At 59.0% G+C, this 18,250-nt stretch carries 16 protein-coding genes, 3 tRNA genes and 1 riboswitch; of the genes, 4 read left to right on the top strand and 15 right to left on the bottom strand.

Translation table 11 applies throughout. The features are described from left to right. The first annotated feature begins 324 nt into the window (after positions 1-324). The 3 genes from AACY08_RS26415 (at position 325) to AACY08_RS26405 (ending at position 1,447) form a co-directional block, all read left to right on the top strand. Complete coding sequence (locus tag AACY08_RS26415; protein WP_339472080.1) at positions 325-552, top strand: hypothetical protein; 228 nt, start codon at positions 325-327, stop codon at positions 550-552. An 11-nt stretch (positions 553-563) separates the two neighbouring features. After that, positions 564-743, top strand: a complete 180-nt coding sequence (locus AACY08_RS26410; protein WP_339420755.1) for a PA3371 family protein — start codon at positions 564-566, stop codon at positions 741-743. A gap of 377 nt (positions 744-1,120) precedes the next feature. Further along, positions 1,121-1,447, top strand: a complete 327-nt coding sequence (locus AACY08_RS26405; RefSeq protein ID WP_003175643.1) for an Arc family DNA-binding protein — start codon at positions 1,121-1,123, stop codon at positions 1,445-1,447. 137 nt (positions 1,448-1,584) lie between these two features. Here the strand turns inward: AACY08_RS26405 and mgtE are convergent, their stop codons facing one another. The 8 genes from mgtE to ltaE form a co-directional block, all read right to left on the bottom strand. Beyond that, positions 1,585-3,030 (bottom strand): magnesium transporter, encoded by a 1,446-nt coding sequence (gene mgtE / locus AACY08_RS26400; RefSeq protein WP_065873997.1) that lies wholly within the window; start codon positions 3,028-3,030, stop codon positions 1,585-1,587. 339 nt (positions 3,031-3,369) lie between these two features. Beyond that, a tRNA-Arg gene (locus AACY08_RS26395) sits at positions 3,370-3,446 on the bottom strand. 72 nt (positions 3,447-3,518) lie between these two features. Continuing rightward, positions 3,519-3,595 (bottom strand) — tRNA-Arg (locus tag AACY08_RS26390). Between the two features lie 108 nt (positions 3,596-3,703). Further along, positions 3,704-3,794: transfer RNA gene (locus AACY08_RS26385), tRNA-Ser, on the bottom strand. 62 nt (positions 3,795-3,856) lie between these two features. After that, complete coding sequence (csrA, locus tag AACY08_RS26380) at positions 3,857-4,045, bottom strand: carbon storage regulator CsrA (RefSeq protein WP_003175645.1); 189 nt, start codon at positions 4,043-4,045, stop codon at positions 3,857-3,859. Between the two features lie 174 nt (positions 4,046-4,219). Continuing rightward, positions 4,220-5,461 (bottom strand): aspartate kinase, encoded by a 1,242-nt coding sequence (locus AACY08_RS26375; protein ID WP_339472079.1) that lies wholly within the window; start codon positions 5,459-5,461, stop codon positions 4,220-4,222. Between the two features lie 95 nt (positions 5,462-5,556). Then, complete coding sequence (gene alaS / locus AACY08_RS26370) at positions 5,557-8,175, bottom strand: alanine--tRNA ligase (protein ID WP_339472078.1); 2,619 nt, start codon at positions 8,173-8,175, stop codon at positions 5,557-5,559. A 146-nt stretch (positions 8,176-8,321) separates the two neighbouring features. Then, on the bottom strand, positions 8,322-9,326 hold the full coding sequence (gene ltaE / locus AACY08_RS26365; RefSeq protein WP_339472077.1) for a low-specificity L-threonine aldolase: 1,005 nt from the start codon (positions 9,324-9,326) through the stop codon (positions 8,322-8,324). 190 nt (positions 9,327-9,516) lie between these two features. Then, positions 9,517-9,686, top strand: a riboswitch (FMN riboswitch). A gap of 96 nt (positions 9,687-9,782) precedes the next feature. On the opposite strand from ltaE, the gene AACY08_RS26360 reads away from it, so the two are divergent. Beyond that, entirely contained in the window at positions 9,783-10,292 is a 510-nt protein-coding gene (locus AACY08_RS26360) for a 6,7-dimethyl-8-ribityllumazine synthase (RefSeq protein ID WP_065874001.1), read from the top strand. 56 nt (positions 10,293-10,348) lie between these two features. On the opposite strand, the gene astE is transcribed toward AACY08_RS26360, so the two are convergent. The 7 genes from astE to AACY08_RS26325 all read right to left on the bottom strand — a co-directional run bounded on the left by astE (position 10,349) and on the right by AACY08_RS26325 (position 18,208). After that, complete coding sequence (gene astE, locus AACY08_RS26355; RefSeq protein ID WP_339472076.1) at positions 10,349-11,353, bottom strand: succinylglutamate desuccinylase; 1,005 nt, start codon at positions 11,351-11,353, stop codon at positions 10,349-10,351. A gap of 11 nt (positions 11,354-11,364) precedes the next feature. After that, a complete protein-coding gene (locus AACY08_RS26350; RefSeq protein ID WP_003214319.1) occupies positions 11,365-11,655 on the bottom strand; it encodes a hypothetical protein in 291 nt (96 codons plus the stop codon). 24 nt (positions 11,656-11,679) lie between these two features. Then, on the bottom strand, positions 11,680-13,026 hold the full coding sequence (astB, locus tag AACY08_RS26345; RefSeq protein ID WP_339472075.1) for an N-succinylarginine dihydrolase: 1,347 nt from the start codon (positions 13,024-13,026) through the stop codon (positions 11,680-11,682). A 154-nt stretch (positions 13,027-13,180) separates the two neighbouring features. Continuing rightward, on the bottom strand, positions 13,181-14,650 hold the full coding sequence (gene astD, locus AACY08_RS26340; RefSeq protein ID WP_339472093.1) for a succinylglutamate-semialdehyde dehydrogenase: 1,470 nt from the start codon (positions 14,648-14,650) through the stop codon (positions 13,181-13,183). Next, a complete protein-coding gene (astA, locus tag AACY08_RS26335) occupies positions 14,647-15,672 on the bottom strand; it encodes an arginine N-succinyltransferase (protein WP_065874005.1) in 1,026 nt (341 codons plus the stop codon). Before astA ends, astD begins: the two co-directional genes overlap by 4 nt. Before the next feature lie 52 nt (positions 15,673-15,724). Further along, positions 15,725-16,744 carry an arginine/ornithine succinyltransferase subunit alpha gene (gene aruF / locus AACY08_RS26330; protein ID WP_339472074.1) on the bottom strand — a complete coding sequence of 340 codons (1,020 nt, stop codon included), beginning with the start codon at positions 16,742-16,744 and terminating at the stop codon, positions 15,725-15,727. Between the two features lie 243 nt (positions 16,745-16,987). Then, on the bottom strand, positions 16,988-18,208 hold the full coding sequence (locus AACY08_RS26325) for an aspartate aminotransferase family protein (RefSeq protein ID WP_339472072.1): 1,221 nt from the start codon (positions 18,206-18,208) through the stop codon (positions 16,988-16,990). Positions 18,209-18,250 lie beyond the last annotated feature (42 nt).

The following is an 18,250-nucleotide window of genomic DNA, read 5'->3' as shown; positions in this document are numbered from 1 at the left end:
AATGACAGTCGTCTGGCCAAGGACACGGCGACGGACGGCGTGCATGTTAACGGCCGAGGTGGGTTTTGTCATGTCGTCCGTCGGCTTTTTGAGTGTAGGTCGATCCCTGCCGGGCTGATCGCAGTTTCGACCCGTAAATCCGGGCACTTGCCGCCATCGTGCAAAATGCACTCCCTCAAAATGCCATCATTGCAAATTGCAACCTTTCGGTCCTTTAAAGTACACTCAACCCATTGATTTTAATGGATTAATAGATTGGCACGAGACCTGCAATACCTCTCCTACAAACCCAATAGGCCACGGCGTTAAGCGGAGAACATGACCATGAACAGTGCCCTTCTGTTAGCCCTCAACACCGTAGCCTTGGCTGCATTAGTAACATTCCATTTTCAATCGACTGGCGCTAACGATCCTGCGCAGATCGGCCAGGCTGTCCCGCATCACCTGCAACAGCGGCCGCAACTGGCGGTAATGACGCCCAACGCGCAATCGCCGGTACGCCTGACCGAAGGCACCCAGGCTGCACCTGCATCTGAACACTGGGTTTTCTAAGGAAATCGTAAATGACCAAATCTGCCTGGCTGTTTTTGTGCCTGACCGCCTTCACCGGCGCTGTGGGCTTGGGCGCCGAATCGCAAGACGGCCAAACAACCGCATTCATTGCCACGGGTGTGTTTGCCAGCCTGTTGTTGATCTCCCTCATTGTCGGTCGTCGTATCAAGTTCGACCCGGTCCTGCGCTGATTCCCTCCTACCTTACGTCGCCTGGCTTTGGCTAATCGGCAGATTGCCACTATTCTTAAAACTAAGGGCAAAGTGCCACTTTGCTATAAGATGTGCGGCCTCAAGCCCTGTGCTGGTCTGGAGTTCTGGGAAGTTCCCTCGCGGAATCACCCGTAGAAGATTTTTCCAACCAGTCCGCAAAAAAACAAATGAATGCTGGCATAAAGCCTCTAGTCAGTTCAATATTTGTCACAGAATTGACGCCAGGGAACTGGCAAATCTGAGGCATGATGCGGCCTCTTTGCAATTCGGGTTGAACTTTGGTCGTGAGTCTTGTCTTAACATTCATCTTGCGGCCAATTCCAAAAACCGCTCCCCTGAACTAACCGGTTAAATATATGCGCCCATTGAAACAGGCAATTTATTCCAGCCGTACGGCTGACAAGTTCGTCGTACGTCTGCCAGACGGAATGCGTGAACGCATTGCCGAGGTGGCTCGCAATCATCACCGCAGCATGAACTCCGAAATCATCGCGCGCCTGGAACAAAGCCTCATTCAGGAAGGTGCGCTGGGCGACGAGTTGAGCATGCGTCTGGACAGCCCCGAGCTGTCGCTGCACGAACGCGAACTGCTGCAGCGTTTTCGCCAGCTTTCCCACCGCCAGCAAAATGCTCTCGTCTCGCTCATCGCGCACGACGTTGAGGCGGCCGCAGAAGCCAATTGATTTGCAGCTGAAAGCCAAAGCCAGCCATGTGCTGGCTTTTTTTTGCCTGGAATTTGTATAGGCATCCACACATTTTTGATGTGCTGGTGCTACGCGGGGAGCTCGTTAGGGGGCAGACTTGCCCCCGCCGAAAGGGATCAGAGCAGGAAAATTGTTGCCAAGCCCAGGAAGATGAAGAAGCCACCACTGTCGGTCATGGCTGTGATCATCACGCTGGCACCCATCGCAGGGTCCCGTCCAAGACGCGCCAGGGTCATGGGGATCAATACCCCCATCAGGGCCGCCAACAGCAGGTTGAGGGTCATGGCAGCAGTCATCACCACGCCGAGCGACCAACTGCCATATAGCAAGTAGGCCACCACACCGATCACCCCACCCCACACCAACCCGTTGATCAGGCCCACAGCCAGTTCTTTGCGCAACAGACGCGATGAGTTAGCCGTACTCACTTGGTCCAGCGCCATCGCGCGCACGATCATCGTGATCGTCTGGTTGCCGGAGTTGCCGCCAATACCGGCCACAATCGGCATCAATGCCGCCAGGGCTACCAGCTTCTCAATGGAACCTTCGAACAAGCCGATCACACGCGAGGCAATAAAGGCGGTAACCAGATTGACCGCCAGCCAGGCCCAGCGGTTACGCAGCGAACGCCAGACCGACGCAAAGATATCTTCCTCTTCACGCAAACCCGCCATGTTGAGGACTTCAGTTTCACTCTCTTCACGAATCAGGTCGACGATCTCATCGATGGTCAAACGGCCAATCAATTTGCCGTTCTTGTCGACCACCGGCGCCGAGATCAAGTCATAACGCTCGAATGCTTGCGCCGCGTCGTAGGCATCTTCATCTGGGTGAAAACTCACCGTATCGCTGGCCATTAAATCCGCAACCATCTTGTCCGGATCATTGACCAACAGACGCTTGATCGGCAGTACACCCTTGAGAATGCCTTCGTAGTCGACCACGAACAGCTTGTCGGTGTGACCAGGCAGCTCTTTCAGCCGGCGCAGGTAGCGCAGGACCACTTCCAGGCTGACGTCTTCGCGGATGGTGACCATCTCGAAGTCCATCAGCGCGCCGACTTGGTCCTCATCGTAAGACAACGCAGAGCGCACGCGTTCGCGCTGTTGCGTGTCCAGCGCCTCCATCAGCTCATGGACAACATCACGCGGCAGCTCGGGGGCAAGGTCAGCCAGCTCATCGGCGTCCATCTCCTTGGCCGCAGCCAGGAGCTCATGATCGTCCATGTCGGCGATCAGGGTTTCACGGACTGAGTCGGATACTTCGAGCAGGATGTCGCCGTCACGATCAGCCTTGACCAATTGCCAAAGGGCCAGTCGGTCATCCAGCGGCAGGGCTTCGAGAATATAGGCGACGTCGGCGGAGTGCAGGTCATCGAGCTTGCGTTGCAGCTCGACGAGGTTTTGCCGGTGGACCAGGTTTTCGACCAAGTCGTTATTCGGGCCATCCTGGCGGTGCGTAAGGTCTTCGACCACGCGCTGGCGCTGCAGCAGCTCAATGACTTGAGCCAAGCGATCCTGCAGGCTGTCTTGTGTTTTTTTCTTTACTTCTACTTCGGTCATAGGCGAACTCCACTCCCAGCAGCGGGGCACGCCGGAAGGATCAATCAGTCAATTCATGATTGGTAAAACGGGGTACTGAGTAACTACTGGGTAAGTCCATGGAGGTATTCCACAAGCCCCGGCGGGGCTGACGGGCGCAATGATACACCGCCCGGCCACTTTAAACGTTAAAAAACTGGAAAGAACAAGCGCTTGCGAGCCAAAGCTAAGCATTGGCTGCATCTATGAACTGCGACGACGCAGTGTGGAAGGAAAACACATGAGAGAAGAGAAAAAGAAAAAATCCTACACAAACTCCAGACGGCAAAAAGCCCGCACTAGGCGGGCTTTTTGTTTGTATGGTGCACTCGACAGGATTCGAACCTGTGACCGCTCGGTTCGTAGCCGAGTACTCTATCCAGCTGAGCTACGAGTGCATATTGTGTTTTTAGACCAGATCACAACTGGTTCCAACCGAATCAACTGCATTGCTGCAATTGACTCTTAAATGGTGCACTCGACAGGATTCGAACCTGTGACCGCTCGGTTCGTAGCCGAGTACTCTATCCAGCTGAGCTACGAGTGCATTTGTTGCCGCGCATTATAGGCCGTTCAATCTCTATGTAAAGCTATTTTTTCGAGTAACTTCAACAACTTACCGAAAAAACCAGATTGCAACGTACTAAGCAAATAATGGCGGAGAACGGGGGATTCGAACCCCCGACACCCTTTTGAGGTGTACTCCCTTAGCAGGGGAGCGCCTTCGGCCACTCGGCCAGCTCTCCGCAACACGGGGCGTATATTAACCACGTTCATCCCCGTTTGCAAACATAAAAAACGATAAAAATTAAAGGCTTGGTTCTTCGTCCTTCTCTTTCTTGATCCGCAGGTAGATTTCCTCGCGGTGCACCGCTACCTCTTTCGGAGCGTTAACCCCGATACGTACTTGATTGCCTTTGACGCCAAGCACGGTCACGGTGATTTCGCCATCACCGATAATCAGGCTTTCTGCGCAACGACGAGTCAGAATCAACATACCTTTCTCCTCACGCATTTCAGTTCAGGAACAACAGTCTGCAAAAAAAAGGCATTCGACCTACAACCCAAAAGCCGTAGCCCTACCACCTAAGTATTGTCGAGCCCACGCAAAAGAACATGCGCCCTACAAAAAAATGAAAGGCGCGGTAAACCGCGCCTTTCTGGCACTGCATCACTCGCCCTGTCGGGCCGGAGCGTCCAGCTCAAAAGCGGTATGCAGCGCACGTACAGCCAGTTCCAGGTACTTCTCTTCGATCACCACCGAAACCTTGATTTCCGAGGTAGAGATCATCTGGATATTGATGCTTTCCTTGGCCAGGGCCTCAAACATACGGCTGGCAACGCCGGCATGCGAACGCATGCCCACACCCACGATCGACAGCTTGGCAATCTTGGTGTCGCCGATCACTTCGCGGGCACTGATTTGCTTCGCAGTGTTCTGCAGGATCCGCTCCGCCGCATCGTACTCGTTGCGGTGCACGGTGAAGGTGAAATCGGTGGTGTTATCGTGCGATACGTTCTGCACGATCATGTCGACTTCGATGTTCGCGCCGCTGATAGGGCCCAGGATCTTGAACGCCACGCCCGGGGTGTCTGGCACGCCACGGATGGTCAGCTTGGCTTCATCACGGTTGAAAGCGATACCGGAAATGATTGGCTGTTCCATGGATTCCTCTTCATCAATAGTAATGAGGGTGCCCGGACCCTCTTTGAAGCTGTGCAATACGCGCAGCGGAACGTTGTACTTGCCGGCAAACTCCACCGCGCGGATCTGCAACACCTTGGAACCAAGGCTGGCCATTTCCAGCATCTCTTCAAAGGTGATCTTATCCAGGCGCTGAGCCACGGACACTACACGCGGATCGGTGGTATAGACGCCATCCACATCGGTGTAAATCTGGCATTCATCGGCCTTGAGCGCCGCCGCCAGCGCCACGCCGGTGGTATCTGAACCGCCACGCCCGAGGGTGGTGATATTGCCCTGCTCATCCACACCCTGGAAGCCCGCTACAACTACCACGCGGCCGGCTTTTAGATCAGTGCGAATTTTCTGATCATCAATTTGCAGGATGCGCGCCTTGGTGTGCGCGCTGTCAGTGAGGATACGCACCTGGCTGCCAGTGTAGGACACCGCCGGCACACCGCGCTTATTCAGCGCCATGGCCAGCAAGGCGATGGTCACCTGCTCACCGGTGGACACGATCACATCCAGCTCACGCGGGAGCGGCTGTTGATCACCACTTATTGCCTTGGCCAGATCGATCAGGCGATTGGTCTCGCCGCTCATGGCCGACAGCACCACCACCAAGTCGTCGCCAGCATCGCGGAATTTCTTAACCTTGTCGGCCACCTGCTCGATTCTTTCGACAGAGCCGACCGAGGTGCCTCCAAATTTCTGTACGATCAAAGCCATTTCTAAGCCGCCTCAGCCCGTAAAGGGGCGCCTGATAACCAATCAACCAGCACCGAACCCGCCCGCGACTAGACCACGGGCTGATTAACAGTGCCTTAAATACCTGCCTCGACAAACGGCACGGTCAGGGCCAGGGCTGCGTCCAGGGCGCCAGCGTCTACACCACCGCCTTGCGCCATGTCCGGACGACCACCGCCCTTCCCGCCCACTGCCGCGGCGGCTTGCTTCATCAAATCACCGGCCTTGAGTTGGCCAGTCAGGTCCTTGGTTACACCGGCAACCAGAACGACCTTATCCTCATGGACACCGCCGAGCAGGATCACTGCGCGGCCGAGCTTGTTCTTCAACTGATCGACCAAGGCCAACAGCGCCTTGCCGTCCTGACCGTCCAGGCGCGCAGCCAACACTTTCACGTCCTTGACGTCCACCGCAGAAGCCGACAAATCGTCGCCCGCCGCACTGGCCGCCTTGGCCTGCAACTGCTCCAGCTGTTTCTCCAGCGTACGGTTGCGCTCCAGTACAGCGGACAGCTTGTCGATAAGGTTGTCGCGGCTGCCCTTGACCAGGCTGGCCGCTTCCTTGAGTTGTTCTTCAGCCGCATTGAGGTAGGCCAGGGCTGCAGCGCCAGTGACGGCCTCGATACGACGCACACCGGACGCTACACCCCCTTCGCTGATGATTTTCAGCAGGGCGATGTCGCCGGTACGGTTGGCGTGGATACCGCCACACAGTTCCACAGAGAAACTGCCGCCCATGCTCAATACACGCACGTTGTCGCCGTACTTCTCGCCGAACAGCGCCATGGCGCCTTTGGCCTTGGCGGTCTCGATGTCGGTTTCTTCGGTTTCTACCGCGGTGTTCTTGCGAATCTCAGCGTTGACGATGTCTTCCAGGGCCTTGATCTGCTCGGGCTTGATCGCTTCAAAGTGGCTGAAGTCGAAGCGCAGGCGCTGGCTGTCGACCAACGAACCTTTCTGCTGGACGTGCTCGCCCAGTACCTGGCGCAGCGCGGCGTGCAGCAGGTGAGTGGCCGAGTGATTCAACGCGGTCGCATGGCGTACATCGGCATCGACCTGGGTGTCCACCGGCGCACCAACCGTCAAGTTGCCCAGCACCAACACACCGTGATGCAGGAACGCACCGCCGGTCTTGGTGGTGTCGCGCACCTCAAAACGGCCGGACGTCGAACTCAGGAAACCACAATCACCAATCTGGCCACCCGACTCGGCGTAGAACGGCGTCTGGTCGAGGACCACAACCGCCTCTTCGCCTTCACTCAACACGTCGACCGACTTGCCGTCTTTATAGATGGCAACGATCTTGGCAGCGCCAACGGTAGCCTTGTAACCGATGAATTCGGTGGGCACGTCAACCTTGACCAGGGTGTTGTAGTCAAGGCCAAAGGAGCTGGCGGAGCGAGCACGCACGCGCTGGGCTTCCATCTCACGCTCAAAACCCGCTTCATCAATGGTCAGCTCACGCTCACGGGCGATGTCGGCGGTCAGGTCCATCGGGAAGCCATAGGTGTCATACAGCTTAAACACCACATCGCCTGGCACCACGGTGCCTTTGAGTTCAGCCAGGTCCTGCTCGAGGATTTTCAGGCCGTGTTCGAGGGTCTTGGAGAACTGCTCCTCCTCAGCCTTGAGCACGCGCTCGATATTGCTTTGCTGCTGCTTGAGTTCCGGGAAGGCTTCGCCCATCTCGGCAACCAGTGCGGCCACGATTTTGTAGAAGAAGCTGCCAGTGGCGCCCAGCTTGTTACCGTGACGGCAGGCGCGACGGATGATACGGCGCAGCACATAGCCACGGCCTTCGTTGGACGGCAACACACCGTCGGCGATCAGGAAACCGCAGGAACGGATGTGGTCAGACACCACCTTGAGGGAAGACTGGCTTTCATTGGCACAACCAATGGCCGCGGCCGACGCGCTCAACAACTGGGTGAACAGGTCGATTTCGTAGTTGGAGTGAACGTGCTGCAGCACCGCACTGATCCGCTCCAGGCCCATGCCGGTATCCACCGACGGCGCAGGTAGCGGATGCAACACGCCATCGGCGGTGCGGTTGAACTGCATGAACACGTTGTTCCAGATCTCGATGTAACGGTCGCCGTCTTCTTCCGGCGAACCCGGGGGGCCACCCCAGATGTCGGCGCCGTGGTCGTAGAAGATCTCGGTGCAAGGGCCACACGGGCCGGTATCGCCCATGGTCCAGAAGTTGTCGGAAGCGTACGGCGCACCCTTGTTGTCGCCGATGCGAATCATGCGCTCGACGGGCACGCCGACTTCCTTGGTCCAGATGTCGTACGCTTCGTCGTCCGTGGCGTACACGGTAACCCAGAGTTTTTCCTCTGGCAGCTTCAACACGCCGGTGAGGAAGGTCCAGGCGAACGTAATCGCATCTTTCTTGAAGTAATCACCAAAGCTGAAGTTACCCAGCATTTCGAAGAACGTGTGGTGGCGGGCGGTGTAGCCCACGTTTTCCAGGTCACTGTTCTTGCCGCCGGCACGCACGCACTTCTGGCTGCTGGTGGCGCGGGTGTAGGCGCGCTTTTCCTGGCCCAGGAAGCAGTCCTTGAACTGGTTCATCCCCGCGTTAGTGAACAGCAGGGTTGGGTCATTGCCTGGGATCAAGGAGCTGGAGGCGACACGGGTGTGACCTTGCTCTTCGAAGAAGCGAAGGAAGGCTTCACGGATTTCTGCGCTTTTCATTAGGTTCTTCCACGGAGGCTGCGGCCAAAGGCCAGTGCGCAACATCATCAGACGGAGCGACGGCAAAGGGCCGCATTATATCGGCCCTTTGCCGGGGGTACAGCGTGTTTATACGATTGAAAGGTTCAATTAGACGGTCTGCACGCTCATTTGCGCGAAAACTCGACGAATGCCTGCACGACTTGCTCGATCTGCGCCCGACTGACATCCCTATGCGTGACCATGCGCAGGCTAGGCGCAGTGCTCAACTTGATCCCACGCTCGGCAGCAAAAACCTTCAAGGCTTCGGCCCGATCACCGATCTGCACGTAGACCATGTTGGTCTGTACCGGCGCCACGTCATAACCCACTTTGCGCAGCTCATCGCCCAGCCATTGGGCGTTAGCGTGGTCGTCGGCCAGGCGCTGCACCTGGTGATCCAGCGCATACAGCCCGGCCGCCGCCAGGGAACCGGCCTGGCGCATGCCGCCGCCGACCATCTTGCGCAGGCGCCTGGCCTTGGCGATCAACGCCGTGGAACCGCACAACACCGAGCCAATCGGCGCGCCAAGGCCCTTGGACAGGCACACCGACACCGAATCAAAGTGCTTGGCAATCTCACGCGCCTCCACGCCCAGCTTGACCGCGGCGTTGTAGAGCCGTGCGCCATCCAAATGCAGGGCCAGACCCTGTTCCCGGGTGAATGCCCGTGCCTTCGCCAGGTAGTCCATCGGCAATACCTTGCCCTGCATGGTGTTTTCCAATGCCAGCAGGCGGGTACGGGCGAAATGGAAGTCGTCCGGCTTGATCGCCGCCAGCACCTGGTCCAGGTCCAGGGAGCCATCCGCCTGCACGTCCAGCGGTTGCGGTTGGATCGAACCCAACACCGCTGCCCCGCCACCTTCGTATTTGTAGGTGTGGGCCTGCTGGCCGACGATGTATTCCTCGCCACGCTCACAGTGAGCCATCAACGCCAGCAGGTTGCTCATGGTGCCGGTGGGCACGAACAGCGCAGCGGCAAAGCCCAGGCGCTTCGCCAGCTCGGCCTCCAGACGATTGACGCTGGGGTCTTCGCCATACACGTCATCGCCGCTGACAGCAGTGGCCATGGCGTCGAGCATGCCGGGAGTGGGTTGGGTCACGGTGTCACTGCGCAGGTCGATCACAGACATGAAACACGCCTCTAGGGGTTCAGTAAGTTCCTTTTCTGAGTGATTACTGCGGGCAAAGCCACGGAATATCAAGCCCCCGCTGCATTCAATCGAATACCAACCAAACAAACCGATATAGCTTATCGATACGGTGATCGTGCAGTTTGCGAAAAACCGTGTTAAAAACTCTCCGCCGCCAGGGTTCTGGTGGCAACGTTCTCAGGGCGGGGTGCAATTCCCCACCGGCGGTAATTACACGCAATGTGTATAGCCCGCGAGCGCTTGGCGCCTTGAACTGCTCACGCAGGACGGCGACAAGGTCAGCAGACCCGGTGTGATCCCGGGGCCGACGGTCATAGTCCGGATGAAGAGAGAACGGGATTGGCGCCTAAGGGCCGCGCACGAACTGTGCTTGCGTACCCTTAAATCCCATTCGATTCATAACGCCCTGTTTTTTTCTTAAACAGGAGTCAGAACATGCAACCCACCGCAATCGACAGCAAAAGCAAAAACCATCACGGCGAGCGCGTCGCGTTTATCCAGGCCTGCTGGCACAAGGATATTGTCGACCAATCCCGCAAAGGCTTCCTCGCCGAAATGATCGCCCAGGGCTACCAGGAATCGGATATTGATTTCTTTGAAGTCGGCGGCGCCTTTGAAATGCCCCTGCACGCCAAGCTGCTGGCCAAGACCGGCCGCTACGCGGGTATCGTCGCTGCTGCGCTGGTGGTGGATGGCGGCATCTACCGTCACGAATTCGTGGCCCAATCGGTCGTCAGCGGCCTGATGCAGGTGCAGCTGGAAACTGAAGTGCCGGTGTTCTCGGTATCGCTGACACCGCATCACTTCCATGCGGGCACTGAGCACCACACCTTTTTCTACGAGCACTTCGTGCACAAAGGCCAGGAAGCGGCGCGGACCTGCGCCGATACGCTGCACAAAGTGCGTGCGATCCGTCGCAGCGAGCCGCGTGCTGTAGCGGTCTAAACAATACCGCCAGGCCCAGCCTCAGAGCTGGGCTTGTGTGGGAGCTGGCTTGGAATTCAGGCCAAACCAGCGTCCGTCGTCGGCACAATCAATATCCCCGCCCGCAAGCCATTCTTTACCTTCGGGTTGGGAAAGATGATGCGCGCGCCCTCCTCTTCGATCACCCAACGGGTCTTGGCCACGTCTTCGGCCAGCAGATAGCCCTTTTCCAGTTCCGAAAAGTTTTCCACATCCGCCGGCAAGTGCATCAAGAAGGCATCGCTGTGCTTGATCACTTCGCGCGCAACGGCGAACAGCTTCAAGCCTTCAAGGCTATCGGTCTCAGGCTCAGTGCCTTCAATGATCTGCTTGAGGCGAGTTTCCAGGCGCGACACATCCACGCTCTGGTTCTGCCCAAACGGTCGCGCCTTGCCCAATTCCAGCGTGAAGGCCTCGGCTTCCAGCTGCTCGTAGGTAAACGCGGTGAAGGTGATCGAGGTCTTGTTTTGCAGCAGCACCGCTTGCATGCCGGCAGCGTTGAGGCGCGCCAGTTCGTGGCGAGCGTGCTGGCGACCTTCCTTCCACGGATACAGGGCAAACTGCTCGATCTTCGAGCCGCGAATGGCCGTGTGCAGGTCGTAATGCAGGCGCGAACGGTCAGGCACGCTGAAGAAGCTGCGGGCCAATTGCTCAAGCTCGGCGGCACGCATGGCTTCAGGGCCGATGTTTTTTTCATGACGGCCGTTGAACAGCCGGTTGACGTCCAGTTCGAGGTAACGCTCGCCGCGGCGCATGGCCTCGGGGTTGCCGAACAGGAACAGAATACGATTGCGGGGTTTGATCTCCCCACGGGCGATGCCATGCAACAGGCGGTCGAGCAGTTCGATCGGCGCGGTTTCGTTGCCATGGATGCCGGACGACAGCAGCAAGTCGCTGCCTTTGTCCTGGGCTTGCGGCGGGCGCACTTCAAGTGCGCCCTCGCTGAGCCAGCGCATTTGCACGCCGTCGACAGTCAGTTGAATTTTTTGCGCCGGTTCACGACCGGCGAGGGTCAGTTCAAGCAGTTTGCCGAGGGCGAGCATACGCAGCTTCCTTAGTGGTTGCAGCCTGGGCCGTGGACGTGATCGTCGTCATCACCTTCGACGTCGGCCGGTTCCATTTCCAGTTGCAGGCTCATCAGGTTGGTGGCCAATGGGCGCATGAGCAGGTTGGCGTATTCCGCGTCACCTTCTTCCACGTCTACGCCGATCAGCAGTTGGCCACGGCCGTCGTGCTGAATCCAGATTTCCTTGCCCTGCCAGACCACAGCGACGCGGGTGCAGGAGGTTTCCAGCTGGGTGCCGTCGGTGTCTTCAAGGATCAGTTTCAGGGTGTCGGTGGTCATAAAATAACTCTCAGCCATACGGCATTAATTGATCTGGAAAGGATAAACCGAGCCCAGTTTAAGGATTTGCGTCAGTTCATCCAATGCCGTCCGGCACTCCAGCAGCAATTGCGGGTCAGCCAGGTCGGTTTCACGCAGGCTGTCGCGGTAGTGCTTGTCGACCCACTGGGTCAGGGTTTCGTACAACGGTGCAGTCATGATAACGCCTGGATTCACCGCCGCCAGCTCGGTTTCGTTCAAGGCTACGCGCAAGCGCAGGCACGCCGGACCACCGCCGTTCTGCATGCTTTGCTTGAGGTCGAAGACTTTCACTTCACGAATCAGCCCGCCTGAAGCCGTGAGGCTTTGCAGGTAGTGCCAGACGCGTTCATTGACGCGGCATTCTTCCGGCACGATCAGCAGCATTGAGCCGTCGGCACGGGTCAGCAACTGGCTGTTGAACAGGTAGGAACGCACCGCGTCCTCGACGCTGACCTGGGCGCGGGGCACGCAAACAGACTGGAAGTTGCCGCCCAACTTGCCCAGTTTGCCTTGCAGCTCGCCAAGCATCTGCTCGGTATTGAGGAACGCGTCCTCGTGATAGAACAACACTTCACCGTTGCCCACCGCGATCACATCATTGTGGAACACGCCGGCATCGATCACCGCCGGGTTCTGCTGGGCGTACACCACACCGTCATCCTTCAAGCCGTGCAGGCGTGCAACTGCCTGGGACGCTTCAAGCGTCTGGCGCGCCGGGTACTTCTGCGGCGCCGGGTAGCGGGGGTCGAACGCACTGCGACCGAACACGAAAAACTCAACGCCGGCCTCACCGTATTCCCGGCAGAAGCGCGTGTGGTTGGCCGCGCCTTCGTCGCCGAACTGCGCCACTGCCGGCAACGCAGTGTGGTGAGCAAAGTGCTTTTCATCGGCAAACATCGCGCCCAGCACACGGCTGGTGGTGGGGTGTTCGATGCTGCGGTGGTATTTGCAATTGAGGTTGGCAGCGGTGAAATGCACGCGGCCGTCAGCCGTATCAGCGCTTGGGCTGACGGTCGCGGCATTGGCTACCCACATGCTCGACGCCGAGCAGCTCGCGACCAGCAAAGGCATTGCCTGCTTGGCCGCCTGCTGAATCACCTGAGCATCGGTGCCGCTGAAACCAAGGCTGCGCAAAGCGGCCACGTCCGGGCGCTCCTGCGGCGCCAATACGCCTTGCACAAAGCCCATGTCCATCAGGGCTTTCATTTTTTGCAGGCCCTGCAACGCCGCTTCCTTGGGGCTTGAATGCTGCTGGCTGTTGCTCTGGGACGCGACGTTGCCGAAGGACAAACCGCCGTAGTTATGGGTCGGCCCCACTAGACCGTCAAAATTGACTTCATAGGATTTCATCGGCGAGGCTCCACGAACATCTGTTTTTATAGGCTTCAAATTACTTGAATACACCACAAATCAAGTGGGAGCGGGCGTGCTCGCGAATGCGCTGGATCAGTCACCTGAACTGTTGAATGACACACCGCTTTCGCGAGCAAGCCCGCTCCCATATTTAGATCAGCGTAATGCCGGGGGTTAGTGTGGCTGGAACAACCAGGCTAGGCGTTTCCAGCGACGCCACCGGGTACGCGCAATAATCCGCCGCGTAATACGCACTGGCGCGGTGGTTGCCCGACGCCCCTACCCCACCGAACGGCGCGGTACTGGCGGCGCCGGTCAGCTGTTTGTTCCAGTTGACGATGCCAGCGCGGCTTTCCAGCCAGAACTGCTGGTAGCGTGCCTCAGAATCCGACAACAAACCGGCGGCCAGCCCGTACTGGGTGTTGTTGGCCTCGACAATCGCCGCTTCAAAATCAGCGTAGCGGATCACTTGCAACAGTGGGCCGAACAGTTCTTCGTCTTCGCGCTCGGTCACGGCCGTCACGTCGATGATGCCCGGGGTCAGCAAGGCGGCCTGATCCTGAGGCTGAGTCATTTCCAGCAACGCCACGGCACCGTTGGCCAGCATCAGTTCCTGGGCGTCCATCAAGGCCTTGGCGGCGCCAAGAGAGATCACCGAGCCCATGAACGGCGCCGGTTGCTGGTCAAACGCACCCACTTCAATCGTCGCGCTGACCGCCACCAGGCGCCCCAGCAATGCATCGCCCCAGGCGCCTTCCGGCACCAGCAAACGGCGGGCACAGGTGCAACGCTGGCCGGCGGAGATAAACGCCGACTGAATGATGGTGTAGACCGCCGCGTCCACATCGGCCACTTCGTCCACCACCAGCGGGTTATTGCCGCCCATTTCCAGGGCCAGGATCTTGTCCGGGCGCCCGGAGAACTGCTGGTGCAGGTGATTGCCGGTGCGGCTGGAGCCCGTAAAGAACAAACCGTCGATGCCAGGATTGGCCGCCAGCGCGATACCGGTCTCCCGCGCGCCTTGCAGCAGGTTCAGCACACCCGCCGGCAGCCCCGCGTCGATCCAGCACTGCACGGTCAACTCGGCGACTTTGGGGGTCAGCTCACTCGGTTTGAACAGCACAGTATTGCCCGCCAGCAACGCCGGCACGATATGCCCATTCGGCAAGTGACCAGGGAAGTTGTACGGACCGAACACCGCAACCACACCGTGAGGTTTATGACGCAATACGGCGGTGGCGTCGCCCAACGGGCCGCTCTTCTCGCCGGTGCGTTCGCGGTAGCTTTGCACCGAGATCGCGATCTTGTTGGCCATGCTGGTGACTTCGGTGGCCGATTCCCACAGCGGCTTGCCGGTTTCTTCGCCGATACAACGGGCGATTTCATCGGCGCGGCTTTTCAGGGTGGCGGCGAAGGTTTCCAGCACGCTGATGCGTTCTTCCAGCGGGCGCTTGGCCCACGCAGGGAATGCCTGGCGTGCGGCCTGCACGGCGGATTCGACCTGCTCGGCAGTGGCGCCATTGCCGGCCCACAGTACTTGCTGGGTCACCGGGTTGCGCGATTCGAACAGTTCACCCTGGCCTTCCAACCAGCTACCTGCGATATACAGCGAATTCATTATTTCGACTCCCGGGCAGCGGACAACGGTACGGCACGCACTTGATCGCCGGCGATCAGCTGCAGGCGCTTGGCGGTGAGCGGGTCAACCACCAGGGTGCCTGCCGCCAGCCGCGCGGGGGCGGCGGTGATGCGGCAATCGTCGCGTTTACGGTTATGGATCAGGAACGGGGTGGCGTCGTCGCCGGGCGTGCCGATCGCCAGCACCAGCGCTTCGCTGTCGCGGACCGCGCGGATCTTACTGGTCTCGCATTCCACCGCAGGGCCGGCGTCGAAGATGTCGACATAGCCCTGGTAGCTGAAGCCTTCACTCTTGAGCATGCTCAACGCAGGTTCGGTGTCCGGGTGGACCTTGCCGATTACGTTGCGTGCGTCTTCCGACAGGAAGCAGCTGTACAGGGGAAACTTCGGCATCAGCTCGGCGATAAACGCTTTGTTGCCCACGCCGGTGAGGTAATCGGCCTGGCTGAACTCCATTTTGAAGAAATGGCGGCCCAGGCTTTCCCAGAACGGCGAACGCCCGGCGTCGTTGGACACACCGCGCATCTCGGCAATGATCTTGTTACCGAACAGTTGCGGAAATTCAGCGATAAACAGCAAGCGCGCCTTGGCCAGCATGCGGCCGTTGAGGCCGGTGCGGTAATCGGCGTGCAGGAACAACGAGCACAGCTCGGAATTTCCGGTAAGGTCATTGGCCAGGAACAGCGTCGGAATCTCGCGGTAGATATTCAGCTCCTGGGAGGCGCTGACAGTCAGGCCGACCCGGAAGTTGTACCAAGGCTCACGCAGGCCAACGGCGCCGGCGATGGCGGAAATGCCCACCACGCGGCCCTCGTCGTTTTCCAACACGAACAGGTAGTCGGCATCGCCGCGCCCGGCGTCGCCGCGAAAGGTTTTTTCCGCCCAGCCAACCCGGTGGGTCAGGCGCTCTTCGTTGGCCGGCAAAGTGGTGAGACCGGTGCCGGTGCTGCGCGCCAGATCAATCAGGGCTGGTAAATCGCTGCTGCGTACGGGACGAACGATCATGCTATCTCCTCAGACGGGCCGCCTGCTTCAGGCCACCCGCGAAACTCTGCTTTTAAACCGCTACCAAGCGCACGCTCGCGCCTTCGCCGACGCCCAAGGCCTCAGCGGCTGCCATGTCCAGGGTCACCGGTTTGCCGGGCGCATAGTCCAGCTCCAGCATCACCGCACGGTAATCCTGCAGCTGCACGTTGCTCACCAGGTACTGGCGGCCCACACCCTTGACCCTCTCGCCGATCTTTACCGGTACCACGCGGCTCTGGGCAATCGAGCGAATGCCCGAAACCCGTGCGTGCAGCGTCGGGCCGCCGTCGAAAATGTCGATGTAATGGTCGGTCTCGAAGCCTTCGCGCATCAGGATGTCGAAGGTGATCTGCGCCCGTGGGTGCACCTGGCCCATCGCTTCCTGGGCTTCGTCCGGCAGCAGCGGCACGTAGATCGGGTAATGCGGCATCAGCTCGGCGAGGAACGTACGGCTTTTCAGCCCGCACAGGCGCTCGGCGGCGGCGTAGTTGAGGTCGAAGAAATTGCGGCCGATGGCGTCCCAGAACGGCGAATCACCGTTCTCGTCGCTGTAGCCGACGATTTCGGTCACCACCGAGTCGGCAAAACGCTCGGGGTGGCTGGCGACGAACAACAGGCGGCCACGGGAGTTGAGCTCAGACCACGCTGAACCGACCAACTCCGGCACCACGTAGAAACTGGTGAGCAGGCTGTTGCCGGTGAGGTCATGGCACTGGGAAAGCACGTGGATCTTGTTGTGGATCTTCAGCTCGCGGGAGGCGTGCACGAAGGTCTCGTTACGGAAGCTGTAGAACGGCTCCGAGTAACCGGCCGAGGCGACGATGGCCGAGCAGCCGGCCAGCTTGCCGGTCTCGGTGTCTTCGAGCACGAAGAAATAGCTTTCTTCACCGTTGAAACTGACCTCGGCCGCGAAGGACGCTTCGCTGGCAGCGATCTTGTCGCTCAGGCGTTCCACATCGTCCGGCAAGGAGGTGACACCAATCGGGCTGTCCGCAGCCAGACGCTGTACCTCGCCCAGATCAGCCATTTGCGCGGGGCGCATCACCAGCATGGTGTCACTCCTTAACTCGAAAACTTCATAGAGGGAAAAATGCCGGACACGAGATCTGAGTTCACATACATCTCGATGTGCAAGCAGATCCATGTGGGAGCTGGCTTGCCTGCGATGCAGGCAACTCGGTCTGTCAGTTGCACCGAGGTGATGCTATCGCAGGCAAGCCAGCTCCCGCATCTGACTCGGTCCGGCATATAGAATTTTTGCTCGACGCCCGATCGCCAGGCGCCGAGCGGTAGATCAACCTTGCGTCAGTGCTTTTACAGCACGCTCAAAACGGTCCAGACCTTCGTTGATATCCGCTTCTTCAACCACCAAACTCGGTGCAAAACGCACAACATCCGGGCCGGCTTGCAGGATCATCAGGTTTTCTTTCTCGGCCGCGTTGAACACGTCCTTGGCCTTGCCTTTGAACGCATCGCTCAGCACGCAACCAATCAGCAGGCCCATGCCGCGCACTTCGGTGAAGATGCCGTATTGCTTGCCGATCTGCTCCAGGCGCGCCTTGAACAGATCGTGCTTGGCGTTCACACCGGCCAGCACTTCAGGCGTGTTGATTACGTCGATCACTGCCTCGGCCACTGCGCACGCCAGCGGGTTGCCGCCGTAGGTGGTGCCGTGGGTGCCGACGACCAGGTGCTTGGCCAGCGCTTCGGTGGTGAGCATCGCTGCGATCGGGAAACCGCCGCCCAGGCTCTTGGCGCTGGTGAGGATGTCCGGCGTCACGCCGTAACGCTGATAGGCGAACAGATGGCCGCTGCGGCCCATGCCGGTTTGCACTTCGTCGAACACCAGCAATGCGTTGTTCGCGTCGCACAGTTCACGGGCACCTTGCAAGTAAGCCAGTTCGGCCGGCAGTACGCCGCCTTCGCCCTGGATCGGCTCCAGCACCACGGCGCAGGTCTTGTCAGACACGGCGGCTTTCAGCGCAGCCAGGTCGTTGTAAGGCACGTGGGTGATGCCGGTGATTTTAGGCCCGAAGCCATCGGAGTACTTGGATTGGCCACCGACGTTAACGGTGAACAAGGTACGGCCGTGGAAGCTGTTCAGCGCCGCGATGATCTCGTACTTCTCGGTGCCGAAACGGTCGAACGCGACGCGACGGGCCAGCTTGAACGCGGCCTCGTTGGCTTCGGCGCCGGAGTTGCAGAAAAACACCCGCTCGGCAAAGGTGGCGTCGATCAGTTTATGCGCCAGGCGCAGGGCCGGCTCATTGGTGAAGACGTTGGAGACGTGCCACAGCTTGTTGGCCTGTTCGGTCAGAGCCCCGACCAACGCCGGGTGGGCGTGGCCCAATACGTTGACCGCGATGCCGCCGGCAAAGTCGATCAGCTCGCGACCGGCCTGGTCCCACACGCGCGAACCTTCGCCACGTACGGGAATGAAGGCAGCAGGTGCATAGTTGGGAACCATGACCTGGTCGAAATCGGCACGTTGCACCGGGGCTTGCTCAACGGACATCGGAGTCTCCTGAAGAGGAACGCCTGCCTGGAACTGGCGGGC

Origin of the sequence: Pseudomonas sp. EL_65y_Pfl1_R83 (assembly GCF_963970695.1) — a bacterium.
Lineage (GTDB): Bacteria > Pseudomonadota > Gammaproteobacteria > Pseudomonadales > Pseudomonadaceae > Aquipseudomonas > Aquipseudomonas tritici.
The sequence above is the reverse complement of the archived record's forward strand: the minus strand, read 5'-3'. Positions and strand labels throughout refer to the sequence as shown.

What these genes read in the sequence shown, in the direction of transcription:
- mgtE (WP_065873997.1), bottom strand. Translation starts at nt 3,030, where the DNA reads ATGACCGAAGTAGAAGTAAAGAAAAAAACACAAGACAGCCTGCAGGAT.
- AACY08_RS26415 (WP_339472080.1), top strand. Translation starts at nt 325, where the DNA reads ATGAACAGTGCCCTTCTGTTAGCCCTCAACACCGTAGCCTTGGCTGCA.
- ltaE (WP_339472077.1), bottom strand. Translation starts at nt 9,326, where the DNA reads ATGTCTGTGATCGACCTGCGCAGTGACACCGTGACCCAACCCACTCCC.
- AACY08_RS26325 (WP_339472072.1), bottom strand. Translation starts at nt 18,208, where the DNA reads ATGTCCGTTGAGCAAGCCCCGGTGCAACGTGCCGATTTCGACCAGGTC.
- AACY08_RS26410 (WP_339420755.1), top strand. Translation starts at nt 564, where the DNA reads ATGACCAAATCTGCCTGGCTGTTTTTGTGCCTGACCGCCTTCACCGGC.
- astB (WP_339472075.1), bottom strand. Translation starts at nt 13,026, where the DNA reads ATGAAATCCTATGAAGTCAATTTTGACGGTCTAGTGGGGCCGACCCAT.
- astE (WP_339472076.1), bottom strand. Translation starts at nt 11,353, where the DNA reads ATGCTCGCCCTCGGCAAACTGCTTGAACTGACCCTCGCCGGTCGTGAA.
- aruF (WP_339472074.1), bottom strand. Translation starts at nt 16,744, where the DNA reads ATGCTGGTGATGCGCCCCGCGCAAATGGCTGATCTGGGCGAGGTACAG.
- alaS (WP_339472078.1), bottom strand. Translation starts at nt 8,175, where the DNA reads ATGAAAAGCGCAGAAATCCGTGAAGCCTTCCTTCGCTTCTTCGAAGAG.
- astA (WP_065874005.1), bottom strand. Translation starts at nt 15,672, where the DNA reads ATGATCGTTCGTCCCGTACGCAGCAGCGATTTACCAGCCCTGATTGAT.
- AACY08_RS26405 (WP_003175643.1), top strand. Translation starts at nt 1,121, where the DNA reads ATGCGCCCATTGAAACAGGCAATTTATTCCAGCCGTACGGCTGACAAG.
- AACY08_RS26350 (WP_003214319.1), bottom strand. Translation starts at nt 11,655, where the DNA reads ATGACCACCGACACCCTGAAACTGATCCTTGAAGACACCGACGGCACC.
- AACY08_RS26375 (WP_339472079.1), bottom strand. Translation starts at nt 5,461, where the DNA reads ATGGCTTTGATCGTACAGAAATTTGGAGGCACCTCGGTCGGCTCTGTC.
- csrA (WP_003175645.1), bottom strand. Translation starts at nt 4,045, where the DNA reads ATGTTGATTCTGACTCGTCGTTGCGCAGAAAGCCTGATTATCGGTGAT.
- AACY08_RS26360 (WP_065874001.1), top strand. Translation starts at nt 9,783, where the DNA reads ATGCAACCCACCGCAATCGACAGCAAAAGCAAAAACCATCACGGCGAG.